Source organism: Gottfriedia sp. NPDC058432 (assembly GCF_042721555.1).
Classification (GTDB): domain Bacteria; phylum Bacillota; class Bacilli; order Bacillales; family Bacillaceae_G; genus Gottfriedia.
The window spans coordinates 1-16,042 of sequence record NZ_JBHXLC010000018.1 but is presented as its reverse complement, the minus strand read 5'-3'; the positions used below and the strand labels follow the sequence as shown (position 1 = coordinate 16,042).

Annotated in this window: 13 protein-coding genes; 10 read left to right on the top strand and 3 right to left on the bottom strand. The window is 31.2% G+C overall.

The genetic code is table 11. The annotated features are described in order from the left end of the window. Positions 1-124 precede the first annotated feature (124 nt). The 4 genes from ACFWM3_RS16935 (at position 125) to ACFWM3_RS16920 (ending at position 3,505) form a co-directional block, all read left to right on the top strand. Entirely contained in the window at positions 125-634 is a 510-nt protein-coding gene (locus ACFWM3_RS16935; protein ID WP_390312200.1) for a hypothetical protein, read from the top strand. 265 nt (positions 635-899) lie between these two features. Then, the gene (gene spoIIP, locus ACFWM3_RS16930) at positions 900-2,027 is read left to right on the top strand and encodes a stage II sporulation protein P (RefSeq protein ID WP_286131557.1); all 1,128 of its coding nucleotides are present in this window, start codon (positions 900-902) and stop codon (positions 2,025-2,027) included. A 178-nt stretch (positions 2,028-2,205) separates the two neighbouring features. Next, a complete protein-coding gene (locus ACFWM3_RS16925; RefSeq protein ID WP_390312199.1) occupies positions 2,206-2,589 on the top strand; it encodes a DUF3888 domain-containing protein in 384 nt (127 codons plus the stop codon). Positions 2,590-2,734: 145 nt separating this feature from the next. Next, positions 2,735-3,505, top strand: coding sequence for a hypothetical protein (locus tag ACFWM3_RS16920; protein ID WP_056466459.1), 771 nt, complete (start codon positions 2,735-2,737; stop codon positions 3,503-3,505). A 153-nt stretch (positions 3,506-3,658) separates the two neighbouring features. Here ACFWM3_RS16920 and ACFWM3_RS16915 read toward each other — a convergent pair whose 3' ends face one another. After that, complete coding sequence (locus tag ACFWM3_RS16915; protein WP_056466456.1) at positions 3,659-4,012, bottom strand: hypothetical protein; 354 nt, start codon at positions 4,010-4,012, stop codon at positions 3,659-3,661. A gap of 183 nt (positions 4,013-4,195) precedes the next feature. Here ACFWM3_RS16915 and ACFWM3_RS16910 point away from each other — a divergent pair, with 183 nt between their 5' ends. The 5 genes from ACFWM3_RS16910 to ACFWM3_RS16890 all read left to right on the top strand — a co-directional run bounded on the left by ACFWM3_RS16910 (position 4,196) and on the right by ACFWM3_RS16890 (position 11,977). Beyond that, positions 4,196-5,875 carry a formate--tetrahydrofolate ligase gene (locus ACFWM3_RS16910; protein ID WP_390312198.1) on the top strand — a complete coding sequence of 560 codons (1,680 nt, stop codon included), beginning with the start codon at positions 4,196-4,198 and terminating at the stop codon, positions 5,873-5,875. A 108-nt stretch (positions 5,876-5,983) separates the two neighbouring features. Next, entirely contained in the window at positions 5,984-8,218 is a 2,235-nt protein-coding gene (locus ACFWM3_RS16905) for an ABC transporter ATP-binding protein (RefSeq protein ID WP_390312197.1), read from the top strand. Beyond that, positions 8,215-10,089, top strand: coding sequence for an ABC transporter ATP-binding protein (locus ACFWM3_RS16900; RefSeq protein ID WP_056466444.1), 1,875 nt, complete (start codon positions 8,215-8,217; stop codon positions 10,087-10,089). The genes ACFWM3_RS16905 and ACFWM3_RS16900 overlap by 4 nt, the downstream gene beginning before the upstream one ends. Before the next feature lie 127 nt (positions 10,090-10,216). Beyond that, complete coding sequence (locus tag ACFWM3_RS16895; RefSeq protein WP_390312196.1) at positions 10,217-10,744, top strand: hypothetical protein; 528 nt, start codon at positions 10,217-10,219, stop codon at positions 10,742-10,744. Next, on the top strand, positions 10,745-11,977 hold the full coding sequence (locus tag ACFWM3_RS16890) for a DEAD/DEAH box helicase (RefSeq protein ID WP_056466438.1): 1,233 nt from the start codon (positions 10,745-10,747) through the stop codon (positions 11,975-11,977). A gap of 38 nt (positions 11,978-12,015) precedes the next feature. Here ACFWM3_RS16890 and ACFWM3_RS16885 read toward each other — a convergent pair whose 3' ends face one another. Then, on the bottom strand, positions 12,016-12,960 hold the full coding sequence (locus tag ACFWM3_RS16885; protein WP_390312195.1) for an MBL fold metallo-hydrolase: 945 nt from the start codon (positions 12,958-12,960) through the stop codon (positions 12,016-12,018). Between the two features lie 167 nt (positions 12,961-13,127). Here ACFWM3_RS16885 and ACFWM3_RS16880 point away from each other — a divergent pair, with 167 nt between their 5' ends. Then, positions 13,128-13,610 (top strand): glutathione peroxidase, encoded by a 483-nt coding sequence (locus ACFWM3_RS16880; protein WP_390312194.1) that lies wholly within the window; start codon positions 13,128-13,130, stop codon positions 13,608-13,610. Between the two features lie 146 nt (positions 13,611-13,756). Here ACFWM3_RS16880 and ACFWM3_RS16875 read toward each other — a convergent pair whose 3' ends face one another. Beyond that, on the bottom strand, positions 13,757-15,985 hold the full coding sequence (locus tag ACFWM3_RS16875) for an alpha-galactosidase (protein ID WP_056466429.1): 2,229 nt from the start codon (positions 15,983-15,985) through the stop codon (positions 13,757-13,759). Positions 15,986-16,042: the final 57 nt, after the last annotated feature.

The following is a 16,042-nucleotide window of genomic DNA, read 5'->3' as shown; positions in this document are numbered from 1 at the left end:
ATTATCAATTTAAATCGAAAAATAATATAAAAAACTTGTTCATATCTAGACATGTACACATTCAATATCTAAATTTCTACGTATGTTATAAATGTACAATAAATAATTATAGAGGTGTTCTTAAATGTGGGGATTTTGTGGTTGCAATCGTAGAAGAGAAGAAAGAGAAGAAGTATCTCCAGTAAGAGATATGAGAGAGTTTGTTGAAGTTCGTAGACCATGTAATGACTGTGATTGTCATAGAAATCATGACAATGATAGAGTAATGAGTGAAAATATGAATAATAGCCATAACAGAAACAGAAATGAAAACAGAAATGAAAACAGAAATGAAAACAGAAATGAAAACAGAAATGAAAACAGAAATGAAAACAGAAACAGGAACGAAAACAGAAACAGGAACGAAAACAGAAACAGAAACGAAAACAGAAACATGAACGAAAACAGAAACGAAAACAGAAATATGAATAATAATAGACGTAGTGGATGTAGAAGAAATAGAAATATGAATAATAGTATGGTATCACCAGCAACAAGCTCATTTTGTGATACTCAATTAGAAGCTGCCAGAAATAGTTGTGTTGCAAATCCGTTTACAGTATTCAATCGTTGCAACAATAATAATAATATGTAATTTATTAAAAAAAGAGCTTTTACGCTAATTGAATTGCGAACTTTTTTATGAGGTGCCTATTAAGGCAGCTCTTTTTTTATATTTTACTAATCAAAATTCTAATAAAATTCATAAATGTGAGTGGATTAAAATGATGAAGTGTCGAACAATTTTATAGTCTAATCACACTCATTTATAGTGGTGGAGTAATTAATAGGATAGGATTTAATAATTTTTTCATTCTATTTTATAGGGCTTGTACATACGATTTATTAGAGGTGATTTAATGAGACAATCAATATATATAAAATCTATTAATCTTAAACGTGTAACGGCAAGTGTCTTTGTAGGCATTGTCTTATTATTTTTGTTAGCTAGTTTATTTGTGACATCAATGAAAAATACCAAATCATATTATGTACATCAATGGTTCGAAAAAATGAGTTATGAAGGATTTATTAAAGCGTTTGAATATGAAAACGGTCATTTTAAGTCAGGTGATGATTCCAATAAAAATGGACAACCTCTCGGTAATATTCTTTTTTCATTTATTACCAATATTAGACTGTACGATCCAAAAAGTTTATTAGTACATGAAATATCAAGTATGACAAAATTCGAAAATAATATATTAGTCGCTGGAGAAGGAATTGATTTTACGAATCTTCCAATCGAATCAAGCTTAACACTTGACGAAATTAACCAAAATCCAACTGTTAAAGATCCAGTGAATGAACCAATTAAAAATCCAGCAAATCCACCATCAAAAACTACAAATGGAAAAGATGTCTTTTTTATTTACCACACACATAGCTGGGAATCATTTTTACCTTTAATCCCAGGTGCAAAGTCACCAAATCAAGCTTCTTCTCCAAAAGTAAATGTAAGCTTACTAGGTGAACGATTAAAAAATAATTTAGAAGCAAATGGCATTGGTGCGATTGACGATAAAACAAATATTGGATCTGAATTGACGAAAAGAAATTGGAATTGGGGAAGTTCATATAAAATGTCTAGATTGGTTGTACAAAATGCGCTTGCTCAAGATAATGATTTAAATTATCTTATTGACATACATCGTGATGATCAAAGAAAAAATGTGACAACAACTGAGATTGATGGTCAAAAATACGCAAAGCTATACTTTATTGTCGGAGTAGAAAACAAAAATTATAGAAAGAACTTAGCGTTAGCGAAAGATTTAAATAGTGAAATTATGAAATTTAACAAAGGTTTAACAAGAGGAATATTTAGTAAAAACTATAAACAAGGAAATGGCGTTTATAACCAAGATTTATCGCCACACTCGATATTAATCGAAGTAGGTGGAGTCGATAATACATTACCTGAACTTTATAGAACAATTGACTTGCTCTCAGATATCTTGAGCAAATACTATTGGGATCATCAATAGTGTATTTAACAGCTAAAAAGAAGACCGAGAAAAGAAAAAACTTTTCATGGTCTTCTTTTTTCTTTATTCCTTATAATTTTTATTCCCTGTTCATTTAAACTCTCTTTCATAACCATCAGTAAATTGTAAAGAATAGATACTAAGTAATTTGTTAAAACCTTAAGATGGAGGATTAGATATGAAAAGAGGATTTATTATCATACTATTAATATGCTTAATTGGGACATCAAAACCGGCAAATGCATTTGCGGTACAAAATGAAGTATTAGAAGATGCAGTGTTATCAATTCTTTTTCCTAGTATAAATAACCGTTTATATAAAATGTTCGGTCCAGGAGAACAATATAATTGTGCAACAATCACAAATCTAAAAAAGAAATATAATGGTACATACGTATTCGGGGCAACAATTCAATTAATTGCATATAAACAAGATCAACAACCACCTTACACTCTTGTTAAATTTAATTTTTCAAATGATGACGGTGAATGGAGTATTCGCTCTGTTACGAAAGAACCAATTCAAACAAAAACTACTGCTTTATGTAGGCCTCCTGTATAACATTATTATTGAGGTAGAGCATACGGAATTATGGTAAAAAATGTATAAAAATATTAGATAAAAAGAATGAAATTAATCATTTTTGATGATAAATTTAGTATAAAGTATGATATGATAAAGAAAAAAATTAAAGGTGGCAATATCGTTGGCGGGAATTGATTCAATAAAGGATATTATCTATATTTATGGTGATAACCATAATCATTGCTTTATAACCTCAGGCATAAATTATAAAGAGTTTGTTCAAGGACTTCCTTTTCCTCTTCAAAACATTCTTTTGCTAAAACACGATATTCAATGGTCCGAATTTAATTTAAATTCCTCTTTTTATTATGTTGAAAGAGAAGATATTAATCAATTTATATTAGAACATAGTGAACATGACGACCTTTGTTGGATCGATTTTGAAGAATTAGCAGATTTAGATGAGCTAGAGCCTAAAGAAATCGCAGAATTACTGTATCTTGCTCACAAAAAAGAACCATTACAAAAACCTTTTATACCAAGATTAAACAATTCTTTTGCATACATGAATATAAGTGATGGAATGTATCAAAAAGTTTATTATAAACGAACTAATGATTTTATTTTTATGCTTTGTAATGTTATATCTTATAAAATTACACAACTTCAGAGAAGAAGTTTAAATATATTTAATCGTTCAAAACAAATTAATCCAATCAATATTAAATTAATGTTGACATTATATCCTTTAATGGAGGATGGATTAATAATCGATTTAAGTGAAAGAGTTGAAAATAGAAAGGTAATCGAAATCCCTATTTTCCGAGTTGATTTTTATTCTGGTGTAGATGAAATTTTAGAAAATGTTGAAGAGTATCGCGACCTCACAAATCATATTGCAAATTTAACTTATTCAAAGAAAGATGACGAATGGTCTGTAGTTCAAGTTTAATGAAAATTAATTGTCTTTCGATTTGTAAAAATGGAGTAAGTGTTCGTTTGCGAAGGAATATCATGGACCTTTAAGGTCCTTTCAGTGTGTAGATGAAGTACATCTATTCTGAAAGGACCTTAAAGGTTTTTTTGCTTATTTTTTAATCTACTCTTAAAGTATTGCACTTAAGACAATTAATAAATTATAGAAAATAGTTACAATTACCGAAAATAATCCAAACCCAATTGCTGTATATCCTAAAGTGGAATGACCTTTAGTTACAGAGTATATTCCAAGTGCAATTCCAACAATCCCAAATATAACAGGCATTAAAAATAACGAAAATAGTGAAAAAAATAGAGCTACGTATCCAATTACAATTCCAGAGGCATGAGATTTATCTGAAGTTGTTTCCGAATAAAACACATTCCTTGTGGGATAAAACTCTGCACTATATTCTTCATTTTGATCCTTTGGTAAATTGTGATTACGTTTATGTTCATTATGCTTTGTATGACGATACATAAAATTACACTCCTTTCTTTTAATGCCTTATCTTTAGTATGTAACTTTGGATTCCATTGATAAGTAGAAAGTATTAGTAATTTTGAATGATTTGATGAAAGAATTTCGAATTTTTAAAAATGAATTTTTTGTAAAATTGTGCTATAATTTTGATTATAATGAAGTGCAATTGGAGATGATTGAATGAGTCAAGTTAAGTCAGATTTAGAAATTGCTTTTGAATCAGAAATGAAAAAAATAACCGAAATTGCAGATAATTTAAATCTTTTTGATGAAGAAGTTGAAAACTATGGTCATTATAAAGCTAAATTGTCATTATCAATTTTAGACCGATTAAAAGAAAATGAAGATGGTAAATTAATCTTAGTTACTTCAATAAATCCAACTCCTGCAGGTGAAGGGAAATCTACGGTCACTGTTGGACTTGCACAAGCTTTCCACAAAATTGGCAAAAATGCAATCGTTGCATTACGTGAACCTTCTTTAGGGCCAACAATGGGAGTAAAAGGCGGTGCAACTGGAGGAGGTTATTCTCAAGTTTTACCAATGGATGATATTAATTTGCATTTTAACGGTGATATCCATGCCATTACTACGACCAATAATGCTTTAGCAGCATTTATTGATAATCATATCCATCAAGGAAATGAACTTGAAATTGATGTGCGTAGAATTACTTGGAAGAGAGTAGTCGATTTAAATGATCGCGCTTTAAGAAATGTCGTTGTAGGTTTAGGTGGTCCATCTGGTGGAGTTCCAAGAGAAGATGGGTTTGATATAACTGTTGCTTCTGAAATTATGGCAGTTCTTTGTTTAGCGACATCAATTCAAGACTTAAAAGAAAGGCTTAAACGAATTGTTGTTGCCTATACTATACATAAAACTCCAGTAACTGTTGGAGATTTAAAAGTAGAAGGAGCTCTTGCATTATTACTTAAAGACGCAATTAAACCAAATCTTGTTCAAACGATTGAACACACTCCAGCAATTATTCATGGTGGTCCATTTGCTAATATTGCTCATGGTTGTAACAGTGTTATTGCAACTAAAATGGCTATGAAATTAGGGGAATATGTTGTTACGGAAGCTGGTTTTGGTGCAGATTTAGGAGCAGAAAAATTCTTAAATATTAAAACTAGAGCTTTAGGTGTTACACCTGACGCAGTTGTGATTGTTGCAACAATTAGAGCATTAAAAATGCATGGTGGAGTAAATAAAAACGAATTGACTAATGAAAACGCTTTAGCGGTTAAAGATGGAATCCAAAACCTTGAAAAGCACGTAGAGACAGTTCAAAAATTCAATGTACCTGTTGTTGTAGCAATTAATAAATTTATTTCTGACACAGAAGAAGAAATTAGCGTATTAAAACAATGGGGACAAGACAATGGCATTAAGATTGTCTTAACAGAAGTATGGGAACATGGCGGTAAAGGTGGCGTAGAGCTAGCTGAATCACTTGTTAATATGTTAAAAAATCCTAAAGAAAATTTTAATTATTTATATGAATTATCTGATTCAATTGAAAATAAAATAGAAAAAATTGCAAAAGAAGTATATGGTGCAGACGGAGTGAATATTTCTCCTAAAGCGAAAAAACAAATTTTGGAATTTAATGAGAATGGTTGGGGCAACCTACCAATTTGTATGGCAAAATCTCAGTATTCTTTATCAGACCAACCAAGTTTAGTTGGAAGACCTTCTGGTTTTAAAGTAGAAATAAGAGAACTTAAAGCATCAATTGGTGCAGGTTTTATTGTTGCACTAACAGGTAACGTAATGACAATGCCAGGTTTACCGAAAAAACCAGCTGCATTAAATATGGACGTAGATGAACTAGGACGTCCAAAAGGATTGTTTTAATTAACTTAATAATTCAAACTGAAAAATTTACTCGCATTTGATGCGAGTTTTTTCAGTATGAGTTAGTGTTTAGGAGCCAAAATACAACAAAATAGGAGAGATGCTCATTTGATCAAGTTAGCTAAGTATTTAAAATCATTTAGTACAAGTATTATTTTAGCTATATTATTTTTATTTGGTCAGGCCATGTGTGATTTGAACTTACCTAACTATATGTCTGAAATAGTAAACAATGGTATACAGCAAAATGGTATATTGCACGTTGCTCCAGATGCAATTAGTCAAAAAGGTATGAAACTAATGACCACCTTTATGACGGATAAAGAAAAAGAAATTGTAATGAATAATTATGATTTAAAATCTACAACTGATAAAAATTCAAAAGGGAAAACATACATAAGTATTTACAAAAAGGCAAATCAGAACATATACGTAAAGAAAAAATTAAATAAGAATGTAGAAAAACAACTTGATCAATCATTTGGTGTATCTACATGGACGTTATTTAATATAATCCAAGAAGAATCTGCTGGAAAAGTCAGTCATGCACAAACTAGCAGTACGCCGCGTTCAAATAAGATTAATGTAACTAAACTATATGAGTTACAGCCAATGTTTGATAAACTTTCCAAAAATGTGATAATAAATGCGCATAATAAAGCTATTTCATCGGATAAAACCTTACTAACTCAAAGTGGTATTATGATGACGAAAGCATTTTATACAGAATTAGGCGTTAATTTACACAAATTAGGAAGTCTATATATCGTTAAAATTGGATTGATTATGATTGCGATTGCTTTACTTGGAGGAATAGCTACAGTCTTAGTCAGCTTCTTGTCCTCAAGAATTGCTTCTGGCGTTGCTAGGAATTTACGTAAAGATGTTTTCAAAAAAATTGAAAGCTTTTCTAACAATGAATTTGATAAATTTTCAACGGCATCTCTGATTACAAGATGTACAAATGATGTTATGCAAATTCAAACTCTTTTAATGATGGGGATACGAATGCTCTGTTATGCACCAATAATGGGGATTGGCGGAATCATAATGGCAATCAATAAATCTGCTTCGATGAGTTGGATTATTGCATTAGCTGTGATTGTTCTACTTTCTTTAATTATGATAATCATGACAGTTGCTATTCCAAAGTTTAAATTAATTCAAAAGTTAATAGATAAATTAAATTTAGTTTCAAGAGAAAATTTAATGGGATTGATGGTGATTAGAGCTTTTGGAAATGCTTCACATGAAAAAATGCGATTCCAAGAGGTAAACAGCGAATTAACGAAAACGAATTTATTTGTTAATCGAATCATGACACTGATGATGCCTTCAATGATGTTGATTATGAATGGGTCATCACTTTTAATTATCTGGGTTGGTGCCCATCAAATTGCTAAATCTAATATGCAAGTTGGCGATATGATCGCATTTATGCAATATGCAATGCAAATCATCACAGCATTTTTAATGATTTCAATCATGTTTATCCTTGTTCCTAGAGCTGCTGTTTCTGGTGCACGTATTTCAGAAGTGTTGTCGACTGAAGTAACAATTATCGATCCAAAGTCTCATAAAAACTTCGAAGCGAATAAAAAAGGATTTGTTGAATTTAAAAATGTTTGTTTCCGTTATGAAGGTGCTGAAAATGATGTACTAAATGATATTTCATTTGTTGCAAAGCCAGGACAAACAACTGCTATTATTGGTCCAACTGGTTCGGGGAAAACAACAATTGCAAATTTAATATTACGTTTTTATGATGTTTCCAAAGGAGAAGTCTTAGTTGATGGTGTAAATCTAAGGGAAGTAAAGCAAAAGGATTTACGTACTAAAATAGGGTATGTACCTCAAAAAGGTCTATTATTAACAGGGACAATTGCTTCTAATTTAAAATACGGAAATAAAAATATTTCTGATGAAGAAATGGAAAGAGTAGCCCAAATCGCTCAGGCTAGTGAATTTATCTCTCAAAAAGAAGGGGAATTTAATGCTGAAATTTCTCAAGGTGGAGATAATGTTTCAGGTGGCCAAAAACAAAGAATTTCGATTGCTCGGGCTTTAGCAAGGAAACCTGAAATTCTTATTTTCGACGATAGTTTCTCTGCGCTTGATTTTAAAACGGATTTTGCTCTAAGAAAAGCGTTAAATGAAGAGATAGAATCGGCAACGATGATCATCATTGCCCAACGCGTAAATACGATCATGAATGCAGAGCATATTGTTGTTTTAGATAACGGTAGGATTGTAGGCCAAGGTACTCATAAAGAACTTCTGAAAAATTGCCCAGAATACTTAGAAATTGCTTCATCGCAGTTATCCAAGGAGGAATTAGCATGAGCAATTCTAATAAAAATACTTTTCAAAATCAGGGTGTTCGTCGTGGTCCTGGTCAAATGTTTGGAAGAAATATTCCAATGGCGCCAGGTCAAAAAGCGAAAGATTTTAAAGGTTCGATGACAAAATTGATGGGGTATTTAGGAGCACACAAAAAGACGATCATTTTTGTTTTTATACTAGCAATTATTTCAACTGTGTTTACAATACTAGGGCCAAAAATTCTTGGGAAAGCGACAGATGAAATTTTTTCTGGTGTCATGAAACAAATTAGTGGTAGTGGAAAAATTAACTTTGGGAAAATAAGTGTAATTGGTTTATGGTTGATCGGTTTATATTTATTAAGCTCACTTTTTGCATATTTTCAAGGCTATGTAATGAGTGGTGTTACGATGAAAGTAACTTATAAGCTTCGAAGTGATATAAATGATAAAATTCATAAATTACCTTTAAGTTATTTTGATCAAACTAGTCACGGTGAAGTTCTTTCTAGAATAACAAATGATGTTGATACGATTAATCAAACATTAAACCAAAGTTTAACGCAAATAATTACATCGATTACTTCAATTATTGGTATAACAATTATGATGATTTCGATCAGCTGGCAACTCACTTTAGTTGCACTATGCATATTGCCTCTTTCAATGGTATTTGTCATGATGATCGTTAAAAAATCTCAAAAACATTTTATTAACCAGCAAAGATATTTAGGAAAAGTAAATGGACATGTAGAAGAAATGTTAGGAAATCATGTTTTAGTAAAAGCATTTAGTGGTGAAGAAGAATCTACAAGAGCCTTTAGTGAGTATAATGATGAGTTATATAAATCGGCATGGAGAGCAAATTTTCTATCAGGACTTATGATTCCAATTACAGCTTTTATTGGAAACATTGGCTACGTTGCTATTTGTATATTAGGTGGATATTTTACTGCAAATGGATCAATGACAGTCGGAGGAATTCAAGCTTTTATTCAGTATGTTCGTTCATTTACGCAGCCAATTTCACAAATTGCTAATATTTCAAATATACTTCAACAAACTGCAGCTGCAGCAGAAAGAGTATTTGAATTTTTAGAAGAAAAAGAAGAAGTACCTGAAGTAACAAATGCCCTATCAATTAAGCATAATGAAGTTACTAGTGATGTTCGCTTTAATCATGTTGCTTTTGGTTATACACCTGAAAAAATGATAATTCATGATTTTAATTTAGTCGTTAAACCTGGCCAAAAAATTGCAATTGTTGGGCCTACAGGAGCTGGTAAATCAACAATTGTAAATTTAATAATGCGGTTTTATGATGTAAATAGTGGGGAAATCACAATCGGTGGACATAACATAAAGAATTATAAAAGGGATGAACTTAGATCATTATTTGGAATGGTTCTGCAAGATACTTGGCTATTTAATGGTACCATTGCGGATAATATTCGTTTTGGAAGACTAAATGCAACAGATGAGGAAATTAAAAATGCCTCTATTTCTGCTCAATCTGATCACTTTATTAGAGCCCTGCCTGATGGATACAATATGATACTTAACGAAGAAGTGAATAATATATCCCAAGGTCAAAAGCAGCTGATCACGATTGCTCGAGCAATTTTGGCAGATCCTGAAATATTAATTTTAGATGAAGCAACGAGTAGTGTTGATACGAGAACTGAAGCACTCATTCAAAAAGCAATGGACAATTTAATGGTAGGAAGAACAAGTTTTGTGATTGCGCATCGCCTTTCGACTATTCGAAATGCAGATTTGATTCTTTGTATGAAGGATGGCGATATAATTGAACAAGGTACGCATGATGAATTAATGGAAAAAGAAGGTTTCTACGCAAATCTTTATAATAGCCAATTTGAAATAGTTAAATAAAAATTGATCCGATAAAATTTGAATCAAGACGATTTTATCGGATTATTTTTTGTGTGGTTCGTTTAATATGATACATAATAGAAAATAAGCGAACTAAAGGAATCTATAGTTTAAAGGAGTTTAAATAATGTTTGATCCGACCGCTTTTGATAATATGAAGGTTGTAATAGAAGGGCTTATATATGATAAAGATCTAGACGGAGAATATGAAATCATCGATCGAAATGACTTTGTTAATCTTTCCAAGATGGATCGATTATTCTCAATTAAATTTAGGAAGCTAAACAAGTCGACTAAGACAACTAGTTGCACATTTTCAATGAATACAACGGCTAGTGATTTATATAATGAATTAATTAATGGAAAAACTGAAGTAGGTTGTTATATTGAAATTGAATTTTCCTTTCCTAAACAATTAGAAATCGAAATCATTCAAAGAAGTCTACTTTTATTTCAAAATAAGACAACTGAACAATTCACTCCATTTTATAACATTAAACAGTCTATTTTAGATAAAAATATCATTAAATCGTCAGTAAACATAAAATTTCAAAATAAAATGACCGAAGATGACTTCGATCTAATAGAAGAATTGGTACATAATACAGAAATAATGTTACAATGGTACGATGAGCAAATATTAAAGGAGATTTAAATGGAACATTTTCAATTAGCAGAACAAACAATCTTAAAAATAAAAGCAAATAATATTACGAAATGGACACCAGTTCAAGAGGAAGCAATCCCCGCAATTTTAGAAGGGAACGATGTTATAGCGCAATCTCCGACAGGTACTGGTAAGACACTTGCATATGTTTTACCATTGATTAATAAGGTTGATGAAAAGGAAGAAAATCCTCAAATTATTATCATGGCTCCAACTCGTGAACTTGTAATGCAAATTTTTCAGGTTGTCCAAGACTATACACAAAATACAAATATAAAGGTTGCTTCAATTGTTGGTGGAGCTGATATAAAACGTCAGATTGAAAAATTAAAACAGAAGCCTAAAATTATCGTTGGTTCACCGGGGCGTATCTCACAACTAATTAAACAGAAAAAATTAAAAATGCATTGTGTTAAGACAATTGTTTTTGATGAAGTAGACGAATTATTAAAAACGGATGATCAAAAAGATTTACCGCAAATTGTCAAAGCAACAATGAAAGATCGCCAACTATTATTCTTATCGGCAACAATCACACCGGCAGCAATGCAGTTTGCAAAAGAAACAAGTTCAAATCTAAAAGAAATTTCGATTGAACAAAGCTTGGAAGGAAATATAGTCCATGGGTTTATTCCTTGTGAAGAAAGAGAGAAGCTAGAATTACTTAGAAGAATTGGTTCTGTTCAAAATATGAAAGCAATCGTATTTAGTAATGATCCATTTAAACTTGAAGGATACGCTTCTAAATTAAACTTTAGAGGAATTAAAACAGCGGTACTGCATTCAAAACTAGGGAAAATGGAAAGAAGCCGAGTTTTAAAAGATCTTCAAATTGGTAAAACTACTTTACTATTTTCTACTGATGTAGCAGCAAGAGGAATTGATTTGCAAGAGTTACCGTACGTTATAACACTTGATGTACCAGAAAAAGTTGAACAATATACTCATCGAAGTGGCCGTGTAGGAAGAATGGGTAAACAAGGTACTGTTATAAACTTGGTAACACCTCGAGAGAAAAAGAATTTATTTAGCTTAAGAGGAACGCAAAAAATGTTTTTTGAACATTTAACCGTTTCACATGGCGAAATACAAAAAATCGAAATGAACGAAAAACAATTGAATGAAAATCAATCAAATGAAAAAAGAACAAAACCAGTTTCGAATCAAAACAAAAAACCTGTTTCGAGCAAAAATAAACCGGTAAAAAAGGGTAAAAAATAATAAAAACTTCAGCCAAATGGCTGAAGTTTTTTATTTGGTTAATTTTGATCCATAGCCAGTACTAATCCCATAGCTGAAACTTCCAAATCTAATTTAATAATCTGGAAAACCGGATTACTTTTATCTATATTCTTAATTTGAAGATCTTGTTTTACTTCGTTGTATAATACTTCTGACAGAATCCTACTTTTCTCATAAAAAGCTTTTTCCTTATTTTCTTCAATCGTGGTAGCAGTTAGTTTTATAAAACGATCTAAATATTGTTTTAAAGACGCATATACGAAATTTGTATCTCTAGTTAATCCATAATGACCGAAGCAAATAGCATCCGGATTATACTCTTGAATTTTTTTTGATGAACTTAGAGTTGCTTCGTATGAAAATTGATTAGGTGATGTCGATGGTAAAATAAACGTACCGATTTCCTTTTGAAGCTGTGGATAATAAATACCTAAAGTATCTCCTGTATACATAAATTTACTAGAAGAATCGAAAATTGAAATATGATGAATAGCGTGACCTGGAGTATGTAAAAATGTTAGTTTACGATTTTTACCAATAACAAGCTCTTCACTATCGGCTACCTGATAAATTTTAGTAGAGTCAATTGGAAGGATTGGGTTAAATAAACGATTAAAATCATCACCATAAACTTGTTTTGCACTCGCAATTAATTTTGTCGGATCTTCTAAATGCCTAGCTCCCTTTGGATGTACAAAAAGAGTTGCATTTGGACATTTTTCCATTAGCAAGCCAGCGCCACCTGAATGATCTAAATGAATATGTGTTACGATAACATTTTTAATTTTTTCAAATGAAATTTGTAACTCTTTTAAACCTTTTAATAAATACTCATGGGAAGGGCTTGCACTTGTTTCAATGATTGTAATATCTTCATCTAATATAATATAGCTACCCGTTCGTTCCTGAAACGATAAATCATATAAATCAATTAAATATGTATTAAACCCTAAATCTTGCATACACTTACCTCCATTCTTTAGTTAAAAGGTGAAGAAATTAGTTTAATTAAACTATAATTTAAATACTAATAGGTTTGAAGGTTTTTTTCAAAATATAGTAATTAGAATAGACTTTTTGATGGAAAATAATTACTATTAACATTATAAGGAAGAAGGAGGAATGTGAAATGAGTATTTATGATTTTGAAGTAAAAGATAGCAAGGGCGAAGAAGTATCTCTTTCAAATTATAAAGATAAAGTTGTGATTGTTGTAAATACTGCAAGTGCATGTGGATATACTCCTCAATATAAAGATTTACAAGCATTATATGAAGAATATAAAGAAGACGGATTAGAAATTCTTGGTTTTCCATGTAATCAATTTATGAATCAGGAACCAGGTTCAAATGAAGAAATTCAAAGTTTTTGTGAATTGAATTTTGGTGTAACCTTCCCTGTTTTTGCAAAAATTGATGTAAATGGTGACAAAGCAGATCCACTATTTAAATATTTAAGCTCAAAAGCTCCTGGTATTATGGGGTTAAAATCAATAAAATGGAATTTTACTAAATTTATTATTGATAAAAATGGTGAAGTCATTGAACGATTTGCTCCTCAAACAAATCCTCAAGAGATGAGAGCGACAATTGAGGAATTATTGAAAGCTTAAGAACCTTTTTTAATATTGAATGGTTTTCGACCATATCAAAACGCTTGTGTTTATCGCACATCTGCAAGATTTATTGCACGAAAAGACAAGCGTTTGATTGGTCAATATATCATTTTTATAAGACATTAAGTACTAGTTTCGTTCAATTAATCACAACAAACAAGATGAAAGATGCAAGATTGGAAATCACCTGCTCGTTTTGCAATTTTTTTATTGGCACCATTAAATTCGGGTGGTAAGGGGACTCCATTTTCCATTAATTCGTTTCCATAAAAAGTGCGATTTGTATTGTTTAGTAAATATTTCGTATTTGGATTTAAACCTGTCAGTTTTAAAGTCTGGTACTTCGGTGGATTTGGACTTGCTAATATCTTGTACCAGCCTATAATGGCTTCATTTTTGTTTTTACTTACTACCATCCAAGCTACTTCGTTATCCTTAAAAGGATCAAGTAACCGATAAAAATCTCCGTTCATCATTAATGATCGGTGCTGTTTGTAAAATTGTATTTGCGATTTAATTTCTGTTTTTTCTTGTTTTGTAAGTATCGAAGGATTTAATTCATAACCAAATGTTCCAAAGAATGCGACATTGGCTCTAATTGATAATGGGGTATAACGTAATGTTTGATGATTAGGTGATGCTGATACATGTGATCCGATGCTAGAAATTGGGTATGGTAGTGAGGTACCGTATTGAATTTTTAATCGTTCAATTGGATCTGTATTATCACTAGCCCATGCTTGGGGTGCATAAAACAATAAACCAGGATCAAATCGACCACCACCGCCAGCACATGATTCAAATAACACATTTGGAAAATCACTTACTAGTCGTTCATATAATTCATACACACCTAAAATATACCGATGAAAAAATTCATCTTGTTGATCATTAGCTAACTTCTTAGAATAAGCCTCAGTAATATTTCGATTCATATCCCATTTTATATAGTCCAAATTTGTATTTTTTATAACATCTGCCATTTTTTTATAAATATGATCGACAACTTCCTTTCTCGTGAAATCTAAGACTAGTTGATGCCTTCCTAAAGAAACTTGTCGATTAGGTGTACAAATAATCCAATCAGGATGATTTTTAAATAAATTACTATTTTGACTAACCATTTCAGGCTCAAACCAAAGACCAAATTTTAAACCTAACTCTTTAATTTGATTTGCAAAACTATTTATTCCTTTAGGGAATTTTTCTGTATTTGAATACCAATCGCCTAGAGAGCTAGTTGCATTATTTCTTTTACCAAACCAACCATCATCTAATACAAATAATTCAATCCCAAGTTGTTTTGCTTCTCTTGCGATTTGAAGTAAGGATTCTTCATTAAAATTGAAATAAGTGGCTTCCCAATTGTTTATTAATATAGGTCGTTCATTATTTTTCCATTTTCCACGAATTAAGTTGTTTCGATATAAATCATGATAAGTTTGACTCATTCCGTTCATTCCTTGATCAGAAAACACCATCACTACTTCAGGGGATTGAAAGTGTTCGTTTTCAGATAATTTCCAGGTAAATCGAAACGGATGTATTCCCATCGTGATTCGAGTCATATCATAATGATCAACTTCAGCTTGAGCAATAAAATTTGAGCTATAAACTAAATTAAAACCAAATACTTCACCATGATTTTCTGTAGTCTCCTTTCTTCTAAAGGCAAGAAATGGGTTATGTTGATGTGAACTTGAGCCTCGCAAACTCGAGATTCCTTGTGTACCCATCACTAACTGACGTTCCTTTATATGTCTCTCTCTAGACCATGCACCACTTAGCTGAATCATCATGAAATCATGGTCAGGAAAATCAATCGTTGCACTCATGAATCTCTCTAAATAAAATGGTTCAATTCCTTGGTTACAAATATATGCACTTCGAGTAATAACTGATAAATCTTTAAATATTGTATAGGAAATGACAAGCACAGCTTTAAGAATTGAGTCTTCAAGAACAATCTGAATTGTTTCAGCATCTTCTTCATTTTCTGTATAAGTGGCAGGTAAACCTTGTAAAATTGGTTTCCCTTTTGTAATTGTAAAATCTTTATAGATAAAGTTAGTAATATGGCTACCGTTTAACTGACGAATACTTAATGCCGGTTCACGATAGTCAGAAGTGCCATATACGGGATATTCCTGTCTAATCGTTTCAAGACTAATTGATCGATCAGCATAATAATAAGAAGTATATGTTGTAGAAGAATTGTCATTTTGGATATGAGTAAAATTTGAATGAATGTCAATTGCTTTTCCAAAATACAAAGACCCAAGTTGACCATTTTTCATGACATAAAATACATAACTAATTCTTCCGTTTGTTAGATGAAACTTTTTTTGTTCGTCATCCACAAAAATCAGCATGATTACACCTCTAGTACATGATTTAATGAATTCTAAAAACTTTATATATTATTAAAG

Bases quoted from the DNA above. Each gene is read 5' to 3' on its own strand.
- ACFWM3_RS16915 (WP_056466456.1), bottom strand. From the start codon at position 4,012: ATGTATCGTCATACAAAGCATAATGAACATAAACGTAATCACAATTTA.
- ACFWM3_RS16895 (WP_390312196.1), top strand. From the start codon at position 10,217: ATGTTTGATCCGACCGCTTTTGATAATATGAAGGTTGTAATAGAAGGG.
- ACFWM3_RS16925 (WP_390312199.1), top strand. From the start codon at position 2,206: ATGAAAAGAGGATTTATTATCATACTATTAATATGCTTAATTGGGACA.
- ACFWM3_RS16880 (WP_390312194.1), top strand. From the start codon at position 13,128: ATGAGTATTTATGATTTTGAAGTAAAAGATAGCAAGGGCGAAGAAGTA.
- ACFWM3_RS16910 (WP_390312198.1), top strand. From the start codon at position 4,196: ATGAGTCAAGTTAAGTCAGATTTAGAAATTGCTTTTGAATCAGAAATG.
- ACFWM3_RS16875 (WP_056466429.1), bottom strand. From the start codon at position 15,985: ATGCTGATTTTTGTGGATGACGAACAAAAAAAGTTTCATCTAACAAAC.
- spoIIP (WP_286131557.1), top strand. From the start codon at position 900: ATGAGACAATCAATATATATAAAATCTATTAATCTTAAACGTGTAACG.
- ACFWM3_RS16900 (WP_056466444.1), top strand. From the start codon at position 8,215: ATGAGCAATTCTAATAAAAATACTTTTCAAAATCAGGGTGTTCGTCGT.
- ACFWM3_RS16885 (WP_390312195.1), bottom strand. From the start codon at position 12,960: ATGCAAGATTTAGGGTTTAATACATATTTAATTGATTTATATGATTTA.
- ACFWM3_RS16935 (WP_390312200.1), top strand. From the start codon at position 125: ATGTGGGGATTTTGTGGTTGCAATCGTAGAAGAGAAGAAAGAGAAGAA.
- ACFWM3_RS16890 (WP_056466438.1), top strand. From the start codon at position 10,745: ATGGAACATTTTCAATTAGCAGAACAAACAATCTTAAAAATAAAAGCA.